General features: G+C 67.5%; 12 protein-coding genes. 6 read left to right on the top strand and 6 right to left on the bottom strand.

All coding sequences use genetic code 11. The features are described from left to right. Window positions 1-390: 390 nt before the first annotated feature. The 6 genes from ACTWQA_RS56125 to ACTWQA_RS56100 form a co-directional block, all read right to left on the bottom strand. Window positions 391-1848: a glycoside hydrolase family 32 protein gene (locus tag ACTWQA_RS56125; protein WP_443166978.1), complete on the bottom strand. Its 1458-nt coding sequence runs from the start codon at window positions 1846-1848 to the stop codon at window positions 391-393. A gap of 106 nt (window positions 1849-1954) precedes the next feature. Then, window positions 1955-4264 (bottom strand): glycoside hydrolase family 3 N-terminal domain-containing protein, encoded by a 2310-nt coding sequence (locus ACTWQA_RS56120; RefSeq protein ID WP_443166977.1) that lies wholly within the window; start codon window positions 4262-4264, stop codon window positions 1955-1957. A gap of 172 nt (window positions 4265-4436) precedes the next feature. Continuing rightward, window positions 4437-5324, bottom strand: coding sequence for a carbohydrate ABC transporter permease (locus ACTWQA_RS56115; RefSeq protein WP_443166976.1), 888 nt, complete (start codon window positions 5322-5324; stop codon window positions 4437-4439). A 6-nt stretch (window positions 5325-5330) separates the two neighbouring features. Further along, window positions 5331-6308, bottom strand: a complete 978-nt coding sequence (locus tag ACTWQA_RS56110) for a carbohydrate ABC transporter permease (protein ID WP_327586183.1) — start codon at window positions 6306-6308, stop codon at window positions 5331-5333. 42 nt (window positions 6309-6350) lie between these two features. After that, on the bottom strand, window positions 6351-7649 hold the full coding sequence (locus tag ACTWQA_RS56105) for an extracellular solute-binding protein (RefSeq protein WP_443166975.1): 1299 nt from the start codon (window positions 7647-7649) through the stop codon (window positions 6351-6353). 399 nt (window positions 7650-8048) lie between these two features. After that, a complete protein-coding gene (locus ACTWQA_RS56100; protein ID WP_443166974.1) occupies window positions 8049-9056 on the bottom strand; it encodes a LacI family DNA-binding transcriptional regulator in 1008 nt (335 codons plus the stop codon). A gap of 490 nt (window positions 9057-9546) precedes the next feature. Here ACTWQA_RS56100 and ACTWQA_RS56095 point away from each other — a divergent pair, with 490 nt between their 5' ends. The 6 genes from ACTWQA_RS56095 (at window position 9547) to ACTWQA_RS56070 (ending at window position 17846) form a co-directional block, all read left to right on the top strand. Further along, complete coding sequence (locus ACTWQA_RS56095; RefSeq protein WP_443166973.1) at window positions 9547-12105, top strand: GH32 C-terminal domain-containing protein; 2559 nt, start codon at window positions 9547-9549, stop codon at window positions 12103-12105. 269 nt (window positions 12106-12374) lie between these two features. After that, a complete protein-coding gene (locus tag ACTWQA_RS56090) occupies window positions 12375-13418 on the top strand; it encodes a LacI family DNA-binding transcriptional regulator (protein WP_443166972.1) in 1044 nt (347 codons plus the stop codon). A 47-nt stretch (window positions 13419-13465) separates the two neighbouring features. After that, on the top strand, window positions 13466-14776 hold the full coding sequence (locus tag ACTWQA_RS56085) for an ABC transporter substrate-binding protein (RefSeq protein ID WP_443166971.1): 1311 nt from the start codon (window positions 13466-13468) through the stop codon (window positions 14774-14776). 62 nt (window positions 14777-14838) lie between these two features. Next, entirely contained in the window at window positions 14839-15981 is a 1143-nt protein-coding gene (locus tag ACTWQA_RS56080; RefSeq protein WP_443166970.1) for a carbohydrate ABC transporter permease, read from the top strand. After that, entirely contained in the window at window positions 15978-16880 is a 903-nt protein-coding gene (locus ACTWQA_RS56075) for a carbohydrate ABC transporter permease (RefSeq protein WP_443166969.1), read from the top strand. The genes ACTWQA_RS56080 and ACTWQA_RS56075 overlap by 4 nt, the downstream gene beginning before the upstream one ends. 3 nt (window positions 16881-16883) lie before the next feature. Next, window positions 16884-17846 (top strand): hypothetical protein, encoded by a 963-nt coding sequence (locus ACTWQA_RS56070; RefSeq protein WP_443166968.1) that lies wholly within the window; start codon window positions 16884-16886, stop codon window positions 17844-17846. Window positions 17847-18005: the final 159 nt, after the last annotated feature.

The following is an 18005-nucleotide window of genomic DNA, read 5'->3' as shown; positions in this document are numbered from 1 at the left end:
CACCCGGAAGGTGCGTCCGTTCTGTGCGATGTTCATGATCTCAGCAGTCAGATCATCGCAGGTCGGAGGCACCTTCTTTTAGTTATCGATCTTCAGAACGAAATACCGGCTGAATAGCCGAGGTCGGCTGCGCGGCGGCGACGGCGTTCCCGGAAACCTGGGTCCAGGCGGCGGCGACGCCAACGGTGAATAGGAACTGGCGTCGTCCGAGACCGTACGAGCTCATCGAAGATCCTCCTTCGGACCTGCTTGTTCAGTGCTTTGAAAAGGCGGGTGGGAAACCGAGGCTCGTGCCCAAGACAGGCACTCTCCGGCCGTAGAGCGTGATCTTGAGGGCCGGACGTCACGGAGCCGTTTTCAACGCTGGGGTAGGGATAGCGAGGGTCGGCTCTACGCGACGTCGGTGCTGGTGCTCGGCTCTTTGATCACGAGTGGGTGCAGCTCCCACGCGTCGATCGCGTAGCCAAGGCGCGTACCCGGTGCAGCGCGGGCCTGAAGTCGCCACATGTCCTGCCCTGTTGGGTAGAAGCGCAGGGTGAGGACCTGGCCGGTGGTGGTCAGGAAGATTTCGGCGATGGAGTGGTCGACGACCACGCGCAGGTCGACGGGCCGGTCTGTTGGGCAGGGCATCCGGTAGGAGCCGCCGCGGGCCCGGGTGTCGAGTGAGGCGTGGTCGCGGTCGACGACCAGTTCTCCCGTGTCGGCATCGAGGCGGATGTCAAGGTACTCGGAGCCGTCCGGGGTGGTGAGCAGCCGCAGCCCGGCGTTTCCGGACGACTCCAGGCGAGCCGTCAGGTCGAAGGCACGGCCCACGCTGCCGAGGTCCACCGGCTGCGGGCCGTGCGTCTCGCCTGCGGAGTGGATGGAGTGCTCGCCGCGCAGGGCGAGCAGTTCGGCGGCGGGGTGCTGGCGCAGCGTGCCGTCGGCGGCGACATGGATCTCGCGGGGCAGGGTGAGTACGCCGGCCCATGCACCTGCGACGGTCCAGGTTTCATCGCGGGCTTCTGCGGACCAGCCCCACAGCAGCCACCTCTCGCCCGGTGCGCGCAGCAGTGCTGGTGCGTAGCAATCGGGGCCGTGGTCGGCGAGGACCGGCGGGCCGGCCTCGAAGACGTCGCCGTGGTCCTTACCGATCAGGGTCGCGACGCACCTGGCGCTGTCGGCTAGGTTCCACCCGCTGAAGATGAGAGCACCACGCCCGTCGACCCCCGGGAGGTACTGGGGGCATTCCCAGCCCTCGCCGGTGTGCAGGCCGGTTCCGCCGACGGGCTCCTTGGTGCGGGCGGCGAAGGGCCCCCGGTAGGCCCAGGTCTCCCAGTTGGGCGAGTCGTAGAGAAGGGTGGCGCCGCGGCCGTCAGCGAGGGCGGCGCCGACCAGCATCCGCCAGCCGTCGCCGTCCCGCCAGACGTACGGGTCGCGGTACATGGTGCAGCCTTCGGGCAGCTCGGGGATGAGCAGTTCCCCGCGCGGGCGGAAGGTTTGGCCGCCGTCGTCGGAGGTGGCACAGGTGACCGGCTGATGCTGGGACGAGCGGTCCTCGCGGTGCGCGGAGTAGAAGGCGACGAGCCGATCGTCGTCGGAGACGGCGTTGCCGGAGAAGCAACCGTCGGCGTCCACGCCACCGGGGGTCGGGGACAGGGCGATCGGCAGCGGCTCCCAGGTCAGCAGGTCGGAGCTGCGGAAGTGGCCCCAGTGCAGGTTCGCGTGGGTCGCGCCGTAGGGGTTGTACTGGTAGCACACGTGGTAGTGGCCGTCATGGAAGACCAGCCCGTTGGGGTCGTTGATCCAGTTGGCAGGCGGACGCAGGTGCGCGACGGGATAGTGCGGATTGAGGGGTGGGGTGGACACACGCGTGCCTTTCGGTATGTCAGACAGGGCCAGCCCAGTTGGCCCGAGGGGCAGCTGGGCGATGGCCTTCAAGCCCGTATGCGGCTTTCAAGCCCGTATGTGGCCTTCAGGCCCGGATGCGGAATCCTGCGCTCAGCTGATGCTCCCGCCGTGAGCTGGGGCCGACACGGAGCATGAACTCGCCTGGTTCGACCACTCGGCGGTTGTCGGCTGTGACGAGTGAGCAGTGCGAGGCAGGGATGCTGATGCCGACGTCCAGGCTTTCGCCGGGAGGGATCTCGACCTGCGTGAAAGCCTTCAGCTCCTGCTCGGCCCAAGTGACGCTGGTAGTCAGGTCGCTGACGTATGCCTGGACCGTTTCCAGGGCGGGACGGCTTCCGCTGTTGGCGAGCCGCACCATGGCGTGGACGGTGCCGTCGGCGGGGACATCCTCGTCCTGCACGACAAGGTCGGAGTAGGTGACAGTGGTGTAGGTGAGGCCCTCGCCGAACGCGAACGGGGGATCCTGGGTGAGATCCGCGTAGCGGTGCCCATGCTGGCCTCGCACCTGGTTGTAGAAGACGGGTTGCTGTCCGACGTGGCGTGCGAAGGAGACCGGGAGTCGGCCGCTGGGTTCGATGAGTCCGAGGAGGAGTTCGGCGACGGCGCGGCCACCGCGCATACCCGGGTTGAACGCCTCGATGAGTGCTGCCGCGTTCAGTGCCGAGTCCGGGAGGGTGCTCGGCTTGGACTGGGCCAGTACCACGATCATGGGGGTGCCGGCGGCGGCGACCGCGTCCAGCAGCGCGATCTGGCCTCCTTGGAGGTCGAGCGTGGCCGTCGAGCGCACTTCGCCCGTGAGGGCGATGGTGTCCCCCACGACCACGACGGCGTAGTCGGCGGCCTTTGCCGCGGCGGTGGCCTCCCGAAGTTGTGCCTGGTCGACCGGGGCGGGGGTGAAAACGGGCGGCTGCGGTTGGCCGTCGGGCCCGGTGGACCACTCGGTGTCCTGGTTGGGGTTTGCGATGTCGGCTCCGCGGGTGTGCGTGATGGTCCAGTCGGCAGGCACGACGGCGCGAAGGCCGTCGAGCACCGTCTCCACCGACTCCCGTGGATGTCCTTCGGGGATCCACGGGACCTGGCCGGAGGCCCCCGCCCAGTCGCCGAGCATGGCTTCCGGACTGTCGGCGTTGGGGCCGATGACCGCGATCGTGCGCGGCGTGCCCTGGCCTGCGGCGCGGCCCGTTCCGTCCGAGGTCAGCCCGCCTTCGAGGGGCAGGATGCCGTCGTTGCGCAGCAGCACCAGGGAACGACGGGCGGTCTCGAGGTTGAGGTCGGTGTGTTCACGGCAGCCGATCACCTGGGCTTGCCGCTCGGGGTCGGGGGCGCGGGGGTCCTCGAAGAGCCCGAGTTCGAACTTCAGCCGGAGAACCCGGCGTACCGCGTCGTCGATCTGTTTCTCGTCGATCAGGCCGCGGGCGACCGCCTCCTGTGCGGCCTCGAAGAACGCCGGCGTGGCCATGATGAGATCGTTCCCGGCGTTGACGGCGACCGCCGCCGCCTCGACGTAGTCGGCGCAGACCCGCTGGTCGTAGACCATCCGGCCGACGTTGTCCCAGTCGGTCACCAGCGTGCCGGTGAAGCCCCACTCGCCCTTGAGCACATCGTTGAGCAGCCACTGATGCGCGGTGATGGGCACCCCGTCGATCGACTGGTAGCCGAGCATGAAGGCGCGGCAGCCGGCACGAGCCGCTTGCTCGAACGGGGGCAGGAACCACGAGCGCAGCTTGCGTGGGCTGAGATCGGCTTCGCTCGCGTCGCGCCCGCCCAGGGTCTCGGAGTAGCCCGCGAAGTGCTTGGCGTACGCCAGCACGGCTGTCGGGTCGTTGAGGCCCTCACCCTGATAGCCGCGCACCATCGCCGCCCCCAGCTCACCGATCAGGAACGGGTCCTCGCCGAACGTCTCGTTGACCCGGCCCCAGCGCAGGTCCCGGGTGATGCACAGCACGGGGGAGAACGTCCCATGGATTCCGGTCGCCGCGATTTCGGTCGCGGCCGCACGGGCGACCCGTTGGAGCAAGGAGGGGTCCCAGGTGCAGGCCATGGCCAGCTGCGTCGGGAAGATGGTCGCGCCCCGCCAGAACGAGTGGCCGTGGATGCCGTCGTCGGCTGTCAGCAGCGGAATGCCGAGCCGTGTCTGCCGGGCCAGTTCCATGGCCTCCGGCATCCGCGCAGGATGCACATGCAGGACCGACCCGGCCAGCTTGGCCGACACGATGTCCATCAGGTCCCCGTGCTGTGCGTCGAGCATCAGCAACTGCCCGACCTTTTCCGGCAGGGTCATGCGGGACAGCAGGTCCTCGATCCTTGTTTCCACGGACGCTTCCGGATCCAGGTACGTGTCAGGGCGGACCGGCTGTCCCACTATGTTCTCCAAGTCATCAATCGTCACAGGTCAGAGAGTTGGTTGCCGACGGCGGGTGGTCGTCGCGGTCGACGGCGCTTCGCCGCAGGGACGCCGGCGCCCGCCGCGCGAGCTCGCGCGCTGTTCGCCCGCCGCCCCGGACGGGATCGGTGCCGCAAAGGGCGGCGGGGCGGGCGTCGGAGTGTCACTTCAGGCCAGTGGTGGCGATGCCGGCGACGAAGTGACGTTGGAAGAGAAGGAAGACGATCATCACCGGTAGCAGAACGACGACGGTGCCGGCGAGCAGGATGCCGAAGACGGTGAAGGACTGTCCGCTGCTGGCCAGAGCGAGCCCGACAGGCAGCGTGTACTGGTCCTCGTTCTGGGCCACCACCAGCGGCCACAGGAAGTTGTTCCAGGAGCCGAGGAAGGTGATGATCCCTAGGGTGGCGAGGGCCGGTCTGGTCAGCGGCAGGATGATCTTCCAGAAGATCGCCAGTTCGCGGCAGCCGTCGACGCGGGCCGCGTCGATGAGTTCGTCGGGCAACGTGGAGATGAACTGCCGCATCAGGAACACCCCGAACGGGGCGGCCAGGAACGGCAGGATCAGCCCGAGCAGGGAGCCAGTCAGCTGCATGTTGGCCACCAGCACGTACAGCGGTACGAAGGTGACCAGGCCGGGGACCATGAGGGTCCCTATGACCAGGGTGAACACGGCGCGCTGTCCGCGGAACTCCAGCTTGGCCAGGGCGTATCCGAGCATGGAGCAGAAGACCAGATTGCCCGCGGTGACGGCGAGGGCCACGATCACGGAGTTGGCGAACATGCTCGTGAAGTCGAGCCTGCTGAACAGCTCGCCGTAGTTGGCGGTCGTGGGCGCCGTGGGTATCAGGACGGGTGGGACTCTGCGGATGTCGGCCTCAGGCTTGAAGGAGCCGGACAGCATCCACAGGAACGGCGCGATCATCAGCAGCAGGGCACCGGCGAGCGGCACATACAGCCAGGGGTGGCCCCAGGTCTGCTGGATGCGTCGGCGCCTCAGGGCGCGGTCCGTTCCCGGCTGTGCCGGCCGAAGAGTGGAGACGGTGCTCATGGGGCGTCAGTCCTTGTCTCGCAGCATCCGGAACTGCAGAACGGTCAGCGCCACGATGAGGACGAAGATGACGTAGCTGGCGGCCGACGCCATGTCGTAGTTGCCGTTGCCGAACTGGTTGTAGGCGTACAAGGTGGCCGACAGGGTGGAGTCCAGCGGCCCGCCGCCGGTCATCACGAACGGCTCGTCGAAGAACTGCAGGTAGCCGATGCCAGTGGTGACGGCGGTGATCAACAGGGCGGGGCGCAGCAGAGGGAAGGTGACGCGCCAGAAGCGCTGCCAGGCCCCGGCACCGTCGAGTTCGGCCGCCTCCATCAGGGACTGGGGCACGGACTGCAGCCCAGCCAGCATGATGATCATAACGGTGCCGAGGTTCCGCCACACGGCCATCACGATCATGACGGGCAGGGCGAAGCGGGTGTCCGCCAGCCACGCGGGCCCGTCGATCCCGAACCAGCCCAGGACGGCGTTCACCAGGCCCGCGCGCGGTTCCAGGAGCGTCTTCCAGACCACGGCGATGGCCACGATGCTGGTGATCACCGGGAGGTAGAAGCCGATCCGGAAGACGGCCCGGAAGCGGAGGATGCCCCTGTTGAGAGCGACCGCCGCGGCGAGCCCAGCGGCCAGTGTCAAGGGCAGGGCCACCAGGACGAACACGGCGGTGTTGCGCAGGGCTGTGAAGAACTGATCGTCCTGGAAGAGCCGTAGGTAATTGTCGAAGCCGATGAACCCTACGTTCAGGGGTGTGCGCAGGTCGGCGCTCTTGGTGTCGGTCAGGCTCATCAGCACCGACCAGACAACCGGCAGCAGCATGAAGGCCGCGAACAACGCGAGGAAGGGCGTGGCGAGGATCCAGGCGGCCCGGGCCTGCCTGCCGCGTGCCGGGCCCTGGAGCGCGAAGCGCCGGCGATCGGCACTCCTGGCCGGCCGTGAGGTGCTCTGCTCCTGGCTGTCGCCCCGCCCGGGGAGCGTTTTCGTGGACATGGATGTCATCCGTCCGTACGAGGGCTGCTCACGCGGCGGCGCTCAGCGGCCGGTGCCGATGCTGGTCGCCTTGGACTGCAGCGCCTGCTGCACCTGGGCGACGGTGGCCTTGCCGAGGGTCAGCTTCTCCAGTTCGGAGTCGATGGCGTCGGCGATCTGCTGCCAGGTCGTGATGGCGGGCGGCGCCTTGCTGACCTCGAGCTGCTCGGCGAACGCCTTCATGTTCTCGTCCTCGGTCAGCTTCCCCTCCGACCACGCTTGGGGCGAAGGGGGCAGGCTGCCGGTGGCCTTGGCATAGGCCGCGAGGTTGGCGGGCTCGGTCAAGAACTGGGCGAACTTCCATGCCCCGTCGGAGTTCTTGGCGTCCTTGAACACCGCCAGGTCGCTGCCGCCGGCGAACCCTGCGGGCTGCTTGGTGTACGGCACCGGCATGGTTTTCCACTTGCCGTTCAGCTCTGGCGCGTCCTTACGGAAGCTGCCGCCGGCCCAGGCGGCCTCCTGGTAGGTGGCGATGAGCCCGTCCCGGAAAGCCTGCACGTTGTCCGCCCTGTCGGTGGGCGCCAGGCCCTGCTTGGGGACGCTTGCGTAGTACTCCAGCGCCTGGGCGACCTCGGGCGAGTCGAAGGTGAACTTCCCGGTCTTGGCGTCGTAGATGTCACCACCCTGCTGCCAGACCATCGGCAGCCAGAAAATCCAGGAGTTGAAGCCCATCACCAGACCGGTGGCATGGCGCAGCTTGAGGTTCTGCTTGCCGGCAGTGGCCTGGATGGCGTTGAGGTCCTTCAGGTATCCGTCCCGGTCGCCGGCCAGGGCGTCCTTGATGCCGGCCTTCGCGGTGATGTCGGTCCGGTAGTAGATCACCGAGGTGTCGGCGATGAACGGCACGCCGTAGGAGGTGTCCTTGTACTTGGTGGTGTCCCACTGGCCAGGGTAGAAGTCCGAGGACTTGATCGACGTCGGGGTGGCCTGGAAGGCATTCATGGCGGCCATCTCGGCCATCCAGGTGGTGCCGACCAGGGACATGTCGGGTGTGTTGCCGCCGGCGATCGCGGTGGTCAGCTTGTCGTGGGCGGAGTTCCAGGGCACCGCCGTAATCTGAATGTCGATGCCGGGGTTTTGCTGTTCGAACTTCTTGGCCAGGCTCTCAAGGTCCTTGTCGGTGTCGCCCATGGACCACATGACGACCTTGCCTGTGGCCTTGCCGCTGCTGATCTCCGCAGGTGCGACCGTGCCTGGCCCGGCGTCGGCGCTCCGGCCGCAGCCGGTGGCCACCAGGGCTGCCGTGACGGTGACGCACATGATCTGGACGGTTCTGACGGTGTGACGGGTAGTGGTACGCATTGTGCGGCTCCTTGCCGTTGAGCGATACAGGCGCGGGGGGCAGCGAAGGGTGGGAGCGGGCAGGCGCCCGGATAGGTCGGCCCACGAGTGGAGACCGTCTGCGGTGACAGTGGCATCGACGTCCAGCCACAGGTCGCGGCTGGAAAGACGCGGAGCCGGTGGTGGCCGGGCTGGGTGTGCCAGGCGTACCGTTCGGTGTCCCAGATCGGGAACGTGCGGGCGGAAACGCGCACCTCTGCGTCACGTGTGAACGCAGGGGCAGCGGCTATGGGTTGCGTGGAAGGCGAGGCCGAAGAGGTTCGCCGAGGTCTCAAGGAGACAGGTGCGGTGTGCCACTCACCGGCAACACACCGCCCGACTGCGAGGCGCCGACACCTTGCGTATCGCGGTGACGTCGCGTCAGTTCGTGCTCGGCTTCAACGTCGAGCCACGAACCACGAGGTCAGTGGGAATGATGCACGACGGGGCGGCCTCCGGCGATCGGCGCACGTGGTCCAGCAGCAGACGCGCCGCCGCCGCACCCATCTCCCGCATCGGCTGGCGGATGGTGGTCAGTGCCGGATAGGTGTACGACGCCAGCTCGATGTCATCGAACCCCACCACGGCGACGTCCTGCGGAATCCGAAGGCCGGCCTCATGCAAGGCCGCGAGCACGCCGGCCGCCGTAGGGTCGTTGTGCCCGAAGACCGCGTCGAATTCCACGCCGTCCGCGAGAGCTTGCGCGACCGCGCTCCGACCACTGTCGAAGAGGAAATCGCCGCAGATGATGCTGCGCTGGTCGAGCTCGATCCCGGCGTTCGCATAGACGTCGACGAAGCCGCCCAGCCGTTCCCGAGTACAGCCGTACGCCTCGGGACCGGTCACCACCAGAGGGCGATGGCGGCCGATGTCCAGCAGGTGGCGCGCCGCCTGCTCACCCCCCTCTCGGTTGGTGGTGGCCACGTAGGGGAATCCCGGCCGGTGGAAGCGGTCGTCGATCAGCACCACCGGCAGCCCCGCTTCGTGCAGTTCCGTGATGGATCCCAGGGCCCCCTCGGGCTCTATCACCAGCAGACCATCGAACGACTTGGCGGCGACCTGCAGGCCCAGCCTGCGCAGAGATTCCTCACCGCGGTTCCAGGTCAGCATGCGCAGTCCGAAGCCCTCGGTCTCCAGCGTTTCGACGACCGCCTGGACGATGCCGGCCCAGGCCCAGGCCATATCAGGGACCAGCATGCCGATCATCTGTGTCGTGCCGCGTGCGAGCCCGACTGCCCCGGCGCTCGGCACATAGCCGAGCTCCGAGATCGCCTCGCGGACCTTCAAGACGGTGTTCTCGTTGATCTCGCCCCTGCCGTTCAGCACCCGCGAGACCGTCGTCTTGCTGACCCCGGCCCGCGCGGCCACGTCAGAGATGGTGACTCCCATGCCACCTCCCTCCCTCCATGCAGAGGCGGAAGACGTTCTCCCGCACCGAGGACCGATCACGCAGAGAGTCCTGGAACCGGTACCGGGAGCGGTGCCGGAACCGGTTTCGGCCCCGGTTCCCAGAAGTGAAGCACCGAGAGGTCCGACCGGTCAACACGCCGGAAACAACTCGTTCACAAATCCCGACGATGTCGCGGGACGCCTGCCAGGTTCGCCACCCAGGTCGCGGCCACCCTGACCTGGACGGTTGCCGCGGTGACGCCTGTCGGCCGGTCGGCCCGCACCGGGCCAATCGCGCCCGAACCATTGACGCACTGGCCGGAGTGCGCTTCATAATCAGGGCACTCGATGTCAACGATGACATATGTCAACGATGACACCCCGGGCGGCGGCGTGGACGTCGGCGCCGGCCTGGGGCGTCACTTTTCGGTCCGTCCGCGCCGAGGCCGCAGCCACCGCTGCACGGACGACCGCGGGACAAGGAGACACCATGAGCTCTGTACGCGTACCCCGGCATGCCCGCGTGCGGTTACTGGCGGCGGTGGCGACGGTCTGCGCCCTGGCCGCAGCTCCACTCGCCCCCCAGGCCGCCGCGGCCGACACCCCGCCGTACACCGAGACCTACAGACCCCAGTTCCACTTCACTCCGGAGAAGAACTGGATGAACGACCCCAACGGCCTCGTCTACTACAAGGGCGAGTACCACCTCTTCTACCAGCACAACCCGAACGGCAACTCCTGGGGCGACATCTCCTGGGGGCACGCGGTGAGCACGGACCTCGTGCACTGGAAGGAGTTGCCGCTCGCCCTGTCGCACGACGACGAGGAGATGGTGTTCTCCGGCAGCGCGGTCGTCGACTGGAACAACACCACCGGGTTCGGCACCGCGAAGAACCCGCCCATGGTGGCGATCTACACCAGCGCCTACAAGAACGGCGGCAAGCAGGCCCAGTCGCTCGCCTACAGCACCGACCGCGGCCGCACCTGGACCAAGTACCAGGGAAATCCCGTCATCGACATCGGCTCCACCAACTTCCGCGACCCCAAGGTCCAGTGGTACGCGCCGACCAAGAGCTGGCTGATGACGGTGTCACTGTCCGCCGAGCACAAGGTGCGGTTCTACTCGTCCAAGAACCTCAAGGACTGGGAGCTGCTCAGCGAGTTCGGGCCGGCCGGCGCGACGGGCGGCGTGTGGGAGTGCCCCGACCTGTTCCCCCTCGCCGTCGACGGGGACAAGAACACCATCAAGTGGGTCCTGGTCGTCAACATCAACCCCGGGGGCATCGCGGGCGGTTCGGGCGCCCAGTACTTCATCGGCGACTTCGACGGCAAGAAGTTCACCGCCGAGGACAAGGGCACCTACACACCGCCCACCGGCACGGTGATGCAGGACTTCGAGGGCGCCGACTTCGGCACGTGGACGACCACCGGCGCCGCGTTCGGCCAGGGACCGGCAACCGGGGCCGTGGACGGTCAGGGAACCGTCACGGGCTTCGACGGCAAGGGCCTCGCCAACAGCTTCCACGGCGGTGACGGGACCACCGGCACCCTCACCTCGCCCGAATTCACCGTCGAGAGCCCTTACGTGAACTTCAAGATCGGTGGCGGCCGGCACCCGCACGAAGCCGGGACCGTCCTGGAAGGACCTCCGCCCGAGGGGACGGTCCTCGCCGACTTCGAAGGCGGAACCTACGGCAACTGGACGAAGACCGGGGACGCCTTCGGCAGCGCACCGGCCACGGGTACCCTCCCCGGCCAGGGACAGGTCTCCGGATACCTGGGCAATGGCCTGGTCAACAGCTTCCTGAACGGCGACTCCACCACCGGCACCCTCACCTCGCCCGAATTCACCATCGACAAGAAGCACATCAACTTCCTCGTCGGCGGCGGCCACCACCCGACCGATTCCGGCAACCCCACCGCCGTCCAGCTCCTCGTGGACGGCCAGGTCGTCCGCAGCGCCACCGGCAAGGACGCCGAAGCACTCAACTGGGTCTCCTGGGACGTCGCCGACCTCGCCGGCAAGAAGGCGCAGATAAAGATCGTCGACGACAACACCGGCGGCTGGGGCCACATCCTCGCCGACCACATCGTGCTCTCCGACACCCAGGCCCAGCCCATCTCCCAGGAGACGTCCGTCAACCTGATCGTCGATGGCAAGGTCGTCCGCAGCGCCACCGGCTCCAACAGCGAGACGCTGGACTGGGCCTCCTTCGACCTGCGTCCTTACCTCGGCAAGAAGGCGCGGATCCAGATCCTCGACATGAACACCGCCGGCTGGGGCCACATCCTCGCCGACCAGTTCACCGCCGCTGACAAGCCCGCCCTCTCCGTCGTGCAGCGCGCTGACTGGGCCGACTACGGCAAGGACTACTACGCGGCGGTGTCCTGGGAGAACGTGCCGGGCGGCAAGCGGTACATGATCGGCTGGATGAACAACTGGGACTACGGCCTCTCCGTCCCCACTTCCCCCTGGCGAAGCGCGCAGAGCATCACCCGGGAGATGGCACTGCGCACCGTCGACGGCCGGATCCGGCTGACCAGCAAGCCGGTCAGCGGCCTGGAGCCCCTCCGGGACAAGCGCCCGGCGACGGCGTCCGACGTCACCATCAAAAGCACCTCCAAGCCTCTGATCGGCCGTGCGGTACAGGGCAAGGCACTCGACATCGAGGCGACCTTCTCCCTCAAGGACGCCGAACGCTTCGGCCTGAAGGTGCGCACCGGCGCCAATGGCGAGGAGACCGTCATCGGCTACGACACCACGACACAGGAGCTGTACGTCGACCGCACCCGCTCCGGCGCGGTGAACTTCAACAGCACCTTCCCCGGCGTCCAGACCGCGCCCCTGACGGCTGAGAACGGCAAGGTCAAGCTGCGGATCCTCGTCGACTGGTCGTCCGTCGAGGTCTTCGGCGGCAGCGGCGAGGCCGTGATCACCGACCAGATCTTCCCCGACCCCTCCAGCACCGGCGTCGACGTCTTCGCTGAAGGCGGCACCGCCACCCTCGACCACATGCAGGCGTGGCAGCTGAAGTCCATATGGCCGTGACCTGCCTCGAGCCCGTGCGCCGGACGGCCAGGAGCGGCTTCCGGCGCGCGGCTCTCGGCGAGGCAGGCGCCGCCGCCATCGCGAACGGCGGTGGCGGCGTGCTCCTGACCGCCACCCATCCTCCTTCGCCGTGCCCTCAACCAAGGAGCACCTGTTCAGGTGGTGGAGGATGCGGGTCCCGTCACGTACCGGTAACAACTGTTGACGCGACCGATACGTGGACGTACTGTGCCGTTAATCGATTTACGTCAATCGATTAACGAGGAGCCATGGCAGCCACTCTGAAGGACGTCGCCCTCCGCGCCGAGGTGTCGGTCGCGGCTGCGTCGCTGGTCTTGTCCGGCAAGGCCGAAGGCCGGGTCGCCGAGGCGACCGCCGAGCGGGTCCGGACGGCGGCGGCGGAGCTGGGCTACCGCGGCAACCGCGCCGCCCGCAGCCTGCGTACGCAGTCGGCTCCGCTGCTGGGCCTGCTCAGCTTGGGCGTGGCCACCCAGCCCTACGCCGGAGCGATGCTCGAAGCCGCTCAGTCAGCCGCGCGCGAGCATGACTACGACCTGTTGTTCATCGAGGTCGGCACCCAGGAAGCCATCGCCGAGAACCTGCGACTGCTGGAGGAGCATCAGGTCGCGGGCGTCCTGATCGCCTCCTACTTTCACCGGGAGCTGGTCTTGCCCGCGCAGCTGCCCGCGCCCACCGTTCTCGTCGACGCGCTGTGCCCGGACCGCGACATCGACTGGGTGGTGCCCGACGAGTACGTTGGCGAGACCGAGGTCCTGGAGGAGCTCGCCCGTGCCGGCCACCACCACGTCGGCTGGATCTGTGATATCCCGAGGTACCCCGCGACCATACTGCGGACCAAGGCGTTCGAGGACGTCGCCGCGCGCCACGGATGGGACGACGACCCGTGGCGCGTCGTCCTGACCGAGCACGCCGACGCCGAGGACGGCTACGCGGCCATGCAGCGGCTGCTCGAGCAATTCCCCAAGGTGACGGCGGTCGCCGCCTTCACCGATCGCATGGCCATGGGCGTCTACATGGCCTGTTTCGAGCGGGGCATCCGCGTGCCCCAGGACATGTCGATCGTCGGATTCGACGACCAGGTCCTGGTGTCGGAAGCGCTCCGTCCTGGACTGACCACCGTGGCACTGCCCCATCGCCAGATGGGCAAGTGGGCGGTGGGCCGGCTCATCGAGCGCATCGAGTCGGCGGAGGACCTGGGGGTCAGCCAGGTCCGAATCAATGGCGGCCTGGTCATCCGAGACTCGGTCGCCGCTCCGCGCACTGGTCGGGTCAGGGCCAGTACGCGGAGGTGAGCAATACCCACGCAACGGCGTAGCCGTTGCCTCGCTTGGAGGGCATCATGTCAATACTAGCCCGGAGCCTCCCCATGGCCGCCCTGGGCGTCGCCGGTGCGCTGGCGCTCGCCGCCTGCGGTGGCGGCGGGACGAGCGCGGGGCCGGCCGGTTCCGCCCCGGCCGCCTCCGGCGGCAAAACCAAGGTCACCATGTGGACGCACAACGCCGGCAACGAGGTCGAGCTCAAGCTGGTCCAGCAGGTCACCAACGACTACAACGCCTCGCAGGACAAGTACGAGATCACCATCCAGGCGTTCCCGCAGGAGTCCTACAACGACGCCATCGTGTCGGCCGCGGCGTCCAAGAGCCTGCCGTGCCTCCTCGACGTCGACGCTCCCATCATGCCGAGCTGGGCGTACGCCAACTACCTCCAGCCTCTGACCGTCGACGCCAAGCTCACCGACCCGCTGCTGCCGGGAGTCAAGGGCGTCTACAACGACAAGCTGTACTCGGTCGGCTTCTACGACGCCGCCCTCGGCATCGTGACGCGCAAATCGATCCTCACCGACAACGACATCCGGATCCCCACCATCGACCAGCCGTGGACGTTGGAGGAGTTCGACGCGGCCCTCGCCAAGATCAAGGCGTCGGGCAAGTACGACTACCCTCTGGACGCCGGCACCGGCTGGACCGGTGAGTGGTACCCCTACGCCTACTCCCCGCTCCTGCAGTCCTTCGGCGGCGACCTCATCAACCGCGCCGACTTCTCCACCGCCGAGGGTGTGCTGAACGGTCCCCAGGCGGTCAAGTGGGGCGAGTGGTTCCAGGGCCTGTTCAAGAACAAGCTGGCCAACCCCAAGGAGTCCGAAGACCGAACGGACTTCCTGCAGGGCAAAGTCGCGATGCAGTGGAACGGCTCCTGGGCCATCGGCGACGCGGTGAAGAAGTTCAGCGACGACATCCTCGTCCTGCCGCCGCCGAACCTGGGCAAGCAGCCCTACATCGGCGCGGGCTCCTGGCAGTGGGGGATGTCCGCGACCTGCCAGACCCCTGAGGCGGTCAACGGCTGGATCAGCTTCGGGCTGCAGGACAAGTACCTGTCGGCCTTCAGCGAGCAGCTCGGCAACCTGCCCGCCTCCGCCAGTGTGCAGGCGCTGGGCAAGAAGTTCAGGGAAGGCACCAAGGAGAGCACCTACATCGAGCTCGCCCGCAAGTACGCGCTCATCCGCCCGCCGACACCGGCCTACCCCTTCATCGCCAAGACCTTCGAGAAGGCGGCGGCCGACATCATCTCTGGCGCCAACGTGCAGGACGCGCTGAACACGGCCGTCGACGCCATCGACAAGAACCTGGCCGAGAACAACAACTATCAGTAGCCGGTCCCGGTCCGGGGTGTGCCGCCACCCACCCCGGGCCCACCCCCACCTGTGAGGTCCACGTGTCTCTGACGCATGCCCGCGGCAGACCCAAGCGATCCGTCACCTACATGCGGGGCCGGCCCGGCCGATGGCCCAACCGGCCCGCCGACCGCCACAAGGCCGAGGCCAGGACGGGACGGCTGTTCACTGCCCCGGCGATGTTCCTGCTGCTGATCTTCCTCATCATCCCGATAGCCCTGGCCCTCAGCCTCGGCTTCACCGACGCCAAGCTCTCCTCGCCGCAACCCACCCGCTGGATCGGCCTGTCCAACTTCGAAGACCTCCTCAGCCTCAAGCCCCTCACCCTCGACGAGGCCCGCGTCCGCGAGCTCGCCGGACCTGAGGGCACCGTCCGCACCGCCCTGCGCAGCCTGACCAAGAACGGCAGCGGAACCCCCTACGAGGGCATGTCGGTGCTGTCGGACTCCGTCGCCGCCGACGGCAAGAGCGGCAGCTTCTGGCTCGCCGGCGACCCGCTGTTCTGGAAGTCGCTGCGCAACACCGCCGTGTTCGCCCTCGTCGTCGTCCCCGTCCAAGGAGGGCTGGGCCTGCTGCTGGCGCTGCTGGTCAACAGCAAATTCCGGGGACGGGTGTTCTTCCGTACGGTGTTCTTCCTGCCCGTGGTGATGTCGATGGTCGTGGTGTCGATCCTGTGGGCCTTCCTGTATGAGAAGGACGGACTGGTCAATAACGCGATCAAGGCGGTCTACCCGTCCTGGGACCCGATCGCCTTCCTCGCCGACCCGTCCACCGCGCTGCCCGCCATCATCGCCATGTCGATCTGGCAGGCCGTCGGCTTCCACATGATCATCTGGCTGGCGGGGCTGCAGACCATCCCGGCCGAGCTGTACGAGGCCGCCAAGATGGACGGTGCGGGCCCCTGGCGCACCTTCACCTCCGTCACGTGGCCGGGACTGCGGCACACCTTCGTGTTCGTCCTGGTCACCATCACCATCGCCGCGCTGGGAATGTTCACGCAGGTCAACGTCATGACCAAGGGCGGGCCGCTGGACTCCACCTCCACGCTCGTCTACCAGGCCTTCGCCGAGGGCTACGGCAAACAGCGCATCGGGTACGCCTCAGCCATCTCCTTCGTGTTCTTCGTGCTCGTGCTGTGCGTCGCGCTCATCCAGCGCCGGCTGACCAGGGAGAAGGACGCATGACCACCACCGTCAAGGCCCGCCGGACCCTCGCCCGCACCGCCTTCTACATCGCCGGCGCGCTGTTGTCGCTCGCCTTCCTGCTGCCCATGGTCTTCATGATCGTCTCCAGCTTCAAAGGCAAGCTGCAGATTTTCGAAGACCTCGAATCCGTCCGGGCGTTCCTGCCGGTGGGCGACGTCGGACTCGACAACTACCAAGGACTGTTCAGCCGGGTCCCGCTCGCCCGCTTCTACGTCAACTCCCTGCTCGTCTCATTCCTCGTCGTCGGGCTCGGGCTGATGATCAACAGCCTGGCCGCGTTCGGCATCGCCCGGATGCGCTGGCGCGGGCAGGGGATCGTCATGGGGGTGCTCATCGCGACCCTCATCGTGCCGTTCGAGACGCTCGCACTTCCGCTGCTGTACTGGGTGAACAATCTGCCCTATCTCTCCTTCGCCACCGGGACGCCCGAGCTGACCACCGGCTGGATCAACACCTACGCCGTGCAGATCGTCCCGTTCATCGCCAACGCGTTCTCGATCTTCCTGTTCGTGCAGTTCTTCAAGTCCATCCCGCGCGAGATCGACGAGGCCGCCTTCATCGACGGTGCGGGTTTCCTGACCGTCTACCGGCGCATCGTCGTCCCGCTGAGCGGGCCCGCCTTCGCCACCAGCGCCATCCTCACCTTCCTGCCCATCTGGAACTCCTACCTGTGGCCGACGATGGTCGTCCAGGAGGAGGGCCTGCGGCCGCTCCCCGTCGGCCTGGACTACTTCTTCCAGTCCAACACCGCCGAGGGCGTGCCATGGGGCCAGATCATGGGCTACACCACCCTGGTCACCCTGCCGATCATGGTGCTTTTCATCGTTTTCCAACGCAGTTTCGTGGCCAGCGTGGCCAACAGCGGAATCAAGGGGTAATCAATGTTGCGACTGGCGGACAGCTGGATCTGGGACTCGTGGTACGCCTACGACGGCGCGCTCCACCACGTGTTCTACCTCCGGGCCTCCCGCGGCCTCGGGGATCCCGACCGCCGTCACCGCCACCCGAGCGTCGGCCACGCCGTGTCCGCCGACCTGCGGGACTGGACGGTCCTGCCCGACGCGCTGACGGTCTCGGACTCCCCGGCCTTCGACGATTGGACCACCTGGACCGGCAGCGTCGTACGCGACGACGCCGGGCGGTGGTGGATGTTCTACACCGGGACCACCCGGCAGGACGGCGGCGACGTCCAGCGCGTCGGCGTCGCCACCTCCACGGACCTCCTCGTCTGGCACAAACACCCTCCATGCACCGTCCTGGAAGCCGATCCCCGCTGGTACGAGAAGCACGGCCAGTCCGCCTGGCACGAAGAAGCCTGGCGGGACCCCTTCGTCTTCCGGGGCGAGGACGGCCAATGGCACATGTACGTCACCGCCCGCGCCGGCCACGGCGATTGGCGAAGCCGTGGTGTCGTCGGGCACTGCACCTCCACCGATCTGGAGCAGTGGCACGTCCAGCCGCCGCTGACCGAGCCCGGCGCCGGGTTCGGCCACCTCGAGGTCGTCCAGGCCGAAGTCGTCGACGGCACTCCCACGCTGATCTTCTCGTGTGCGCACGCCCAACTCGACGACGACGCTCTCCGTCGTTACGGCACCGGGGGCATCTTCAGCGTCACCGGGCCCAGCCTCCACGGCCCCTTCGACATCTCCACCGCCCGGCTGTTCCCTGACACCTCGCTCTACGCCGGTCGCCTGGTCCGGCACGACGGCCGGTGGCACCTGATGGCCTTCCAAGACCTCGTCGACGGCCGCTTCGTCGGCGAGCTCGCCGACCCGATCCCCGTCACCAGTACGCCGGATGCGGGCCTGATGCCCGCCGTCGACCGCAGCGCGGCCCACCAGTAGGCCTTCCACCACTCCCGCGCAGACCGGCCGGGCGAGCTTGTCACTTCAAGTGTGTAAATTCTTACTCTGAGTAATGGAGAGTGCTCTTTACCTGATTTACTTGATCCTTCCCGGGTAGGCGATCTCGAGTTCGTTGAGCGCTTCGCGCCAGCCGAAGGT

Source organism: Nonomuraea sp. 10N515B (assembly GCF_052245915.1).
Lineage (GTDB): Bacteria > Actinomycetota > Actinomycetes > Streptosporangiales > Streptosporangiaceae > Nonomuraea.
Note: the sequence above shows the minus strand (reverse complement) of the source record. Positions and strands in the feature narration are given on the sequence as shown.

What these genes read in the sequence shown, in the direction of transcription:
- ACTWQA_RS56115 (WP_443166976.1), bottom strand. Translation starts at nt 5,324, where the DNA reads ATGAGCACCGTCTCCACTCTTCGGCCGGCACAGCCGGGAACGGACCGC.
- ACTWQA_RS56110 (WP_327586183.1), bottom strand. Translation starts at nt 6,308, where the DNA reads ATGTCCACGAAAACGCTCCCCGGGCGGGGCGACAGCCAGGAGCAGAGC.
- ACTWQA_RS56105 (WP_443166975.1), bottom strand. Translation starts at nt 7,649, where the DNA reads ATGCGTACCACTACCCGTCACACCGTCAGAACCGTCCAGATCATGTGC.
- ACTWQA_RS56100 (WP_443166974.1), bottom strand. Translation starts at nt 9,056, where the DNA reads ATGGGAGTCACCATCTCTGACGTGGCCGCGCGGGCCGGGGTCAGCAAG.
- ACTWQA_RS56095 (WP_443166973.1), top strand. Translation starts at nt 9,547, where the DNA reads ATGAGCTCTGTACGCGTACCCCGGCATGCCCGCGTGCGGTTACTGGCG.
- ACTWQA_RS56090 (WP_443166972.1), top strand. Translation starts at nt 12,375, where the DNA reads ATGGCAGCCACTCTGAAGGACGTCGCCCTCCGCGCCGAGGTGTCGGTC.
- ACTWQA_RS56085 (WP_443166971.1), top strand. Translation starts at nt 13,466, where the DNA reads ATGTCAATACTAGCCCGGAGCCTCCCCATGGCCGCCCTGGGCGTCGCC.
- ACTWQA_RS56075 (WP_443166969.1), top strand. Translation starts at nt 15,978, where the DNA reads ATGACCACCACCGTCAAGGCCCGCCGGACCCTCGCCCGCACCGCCTTC.
- ACTWQA_RS56070 (WP_443166968.1), top strand. Translation starts at nt 16,884, where the DNA reads ATGTTGCGACTGGCGGACAGCTGGATCTGGGACTCGTGGTACGCCTAC.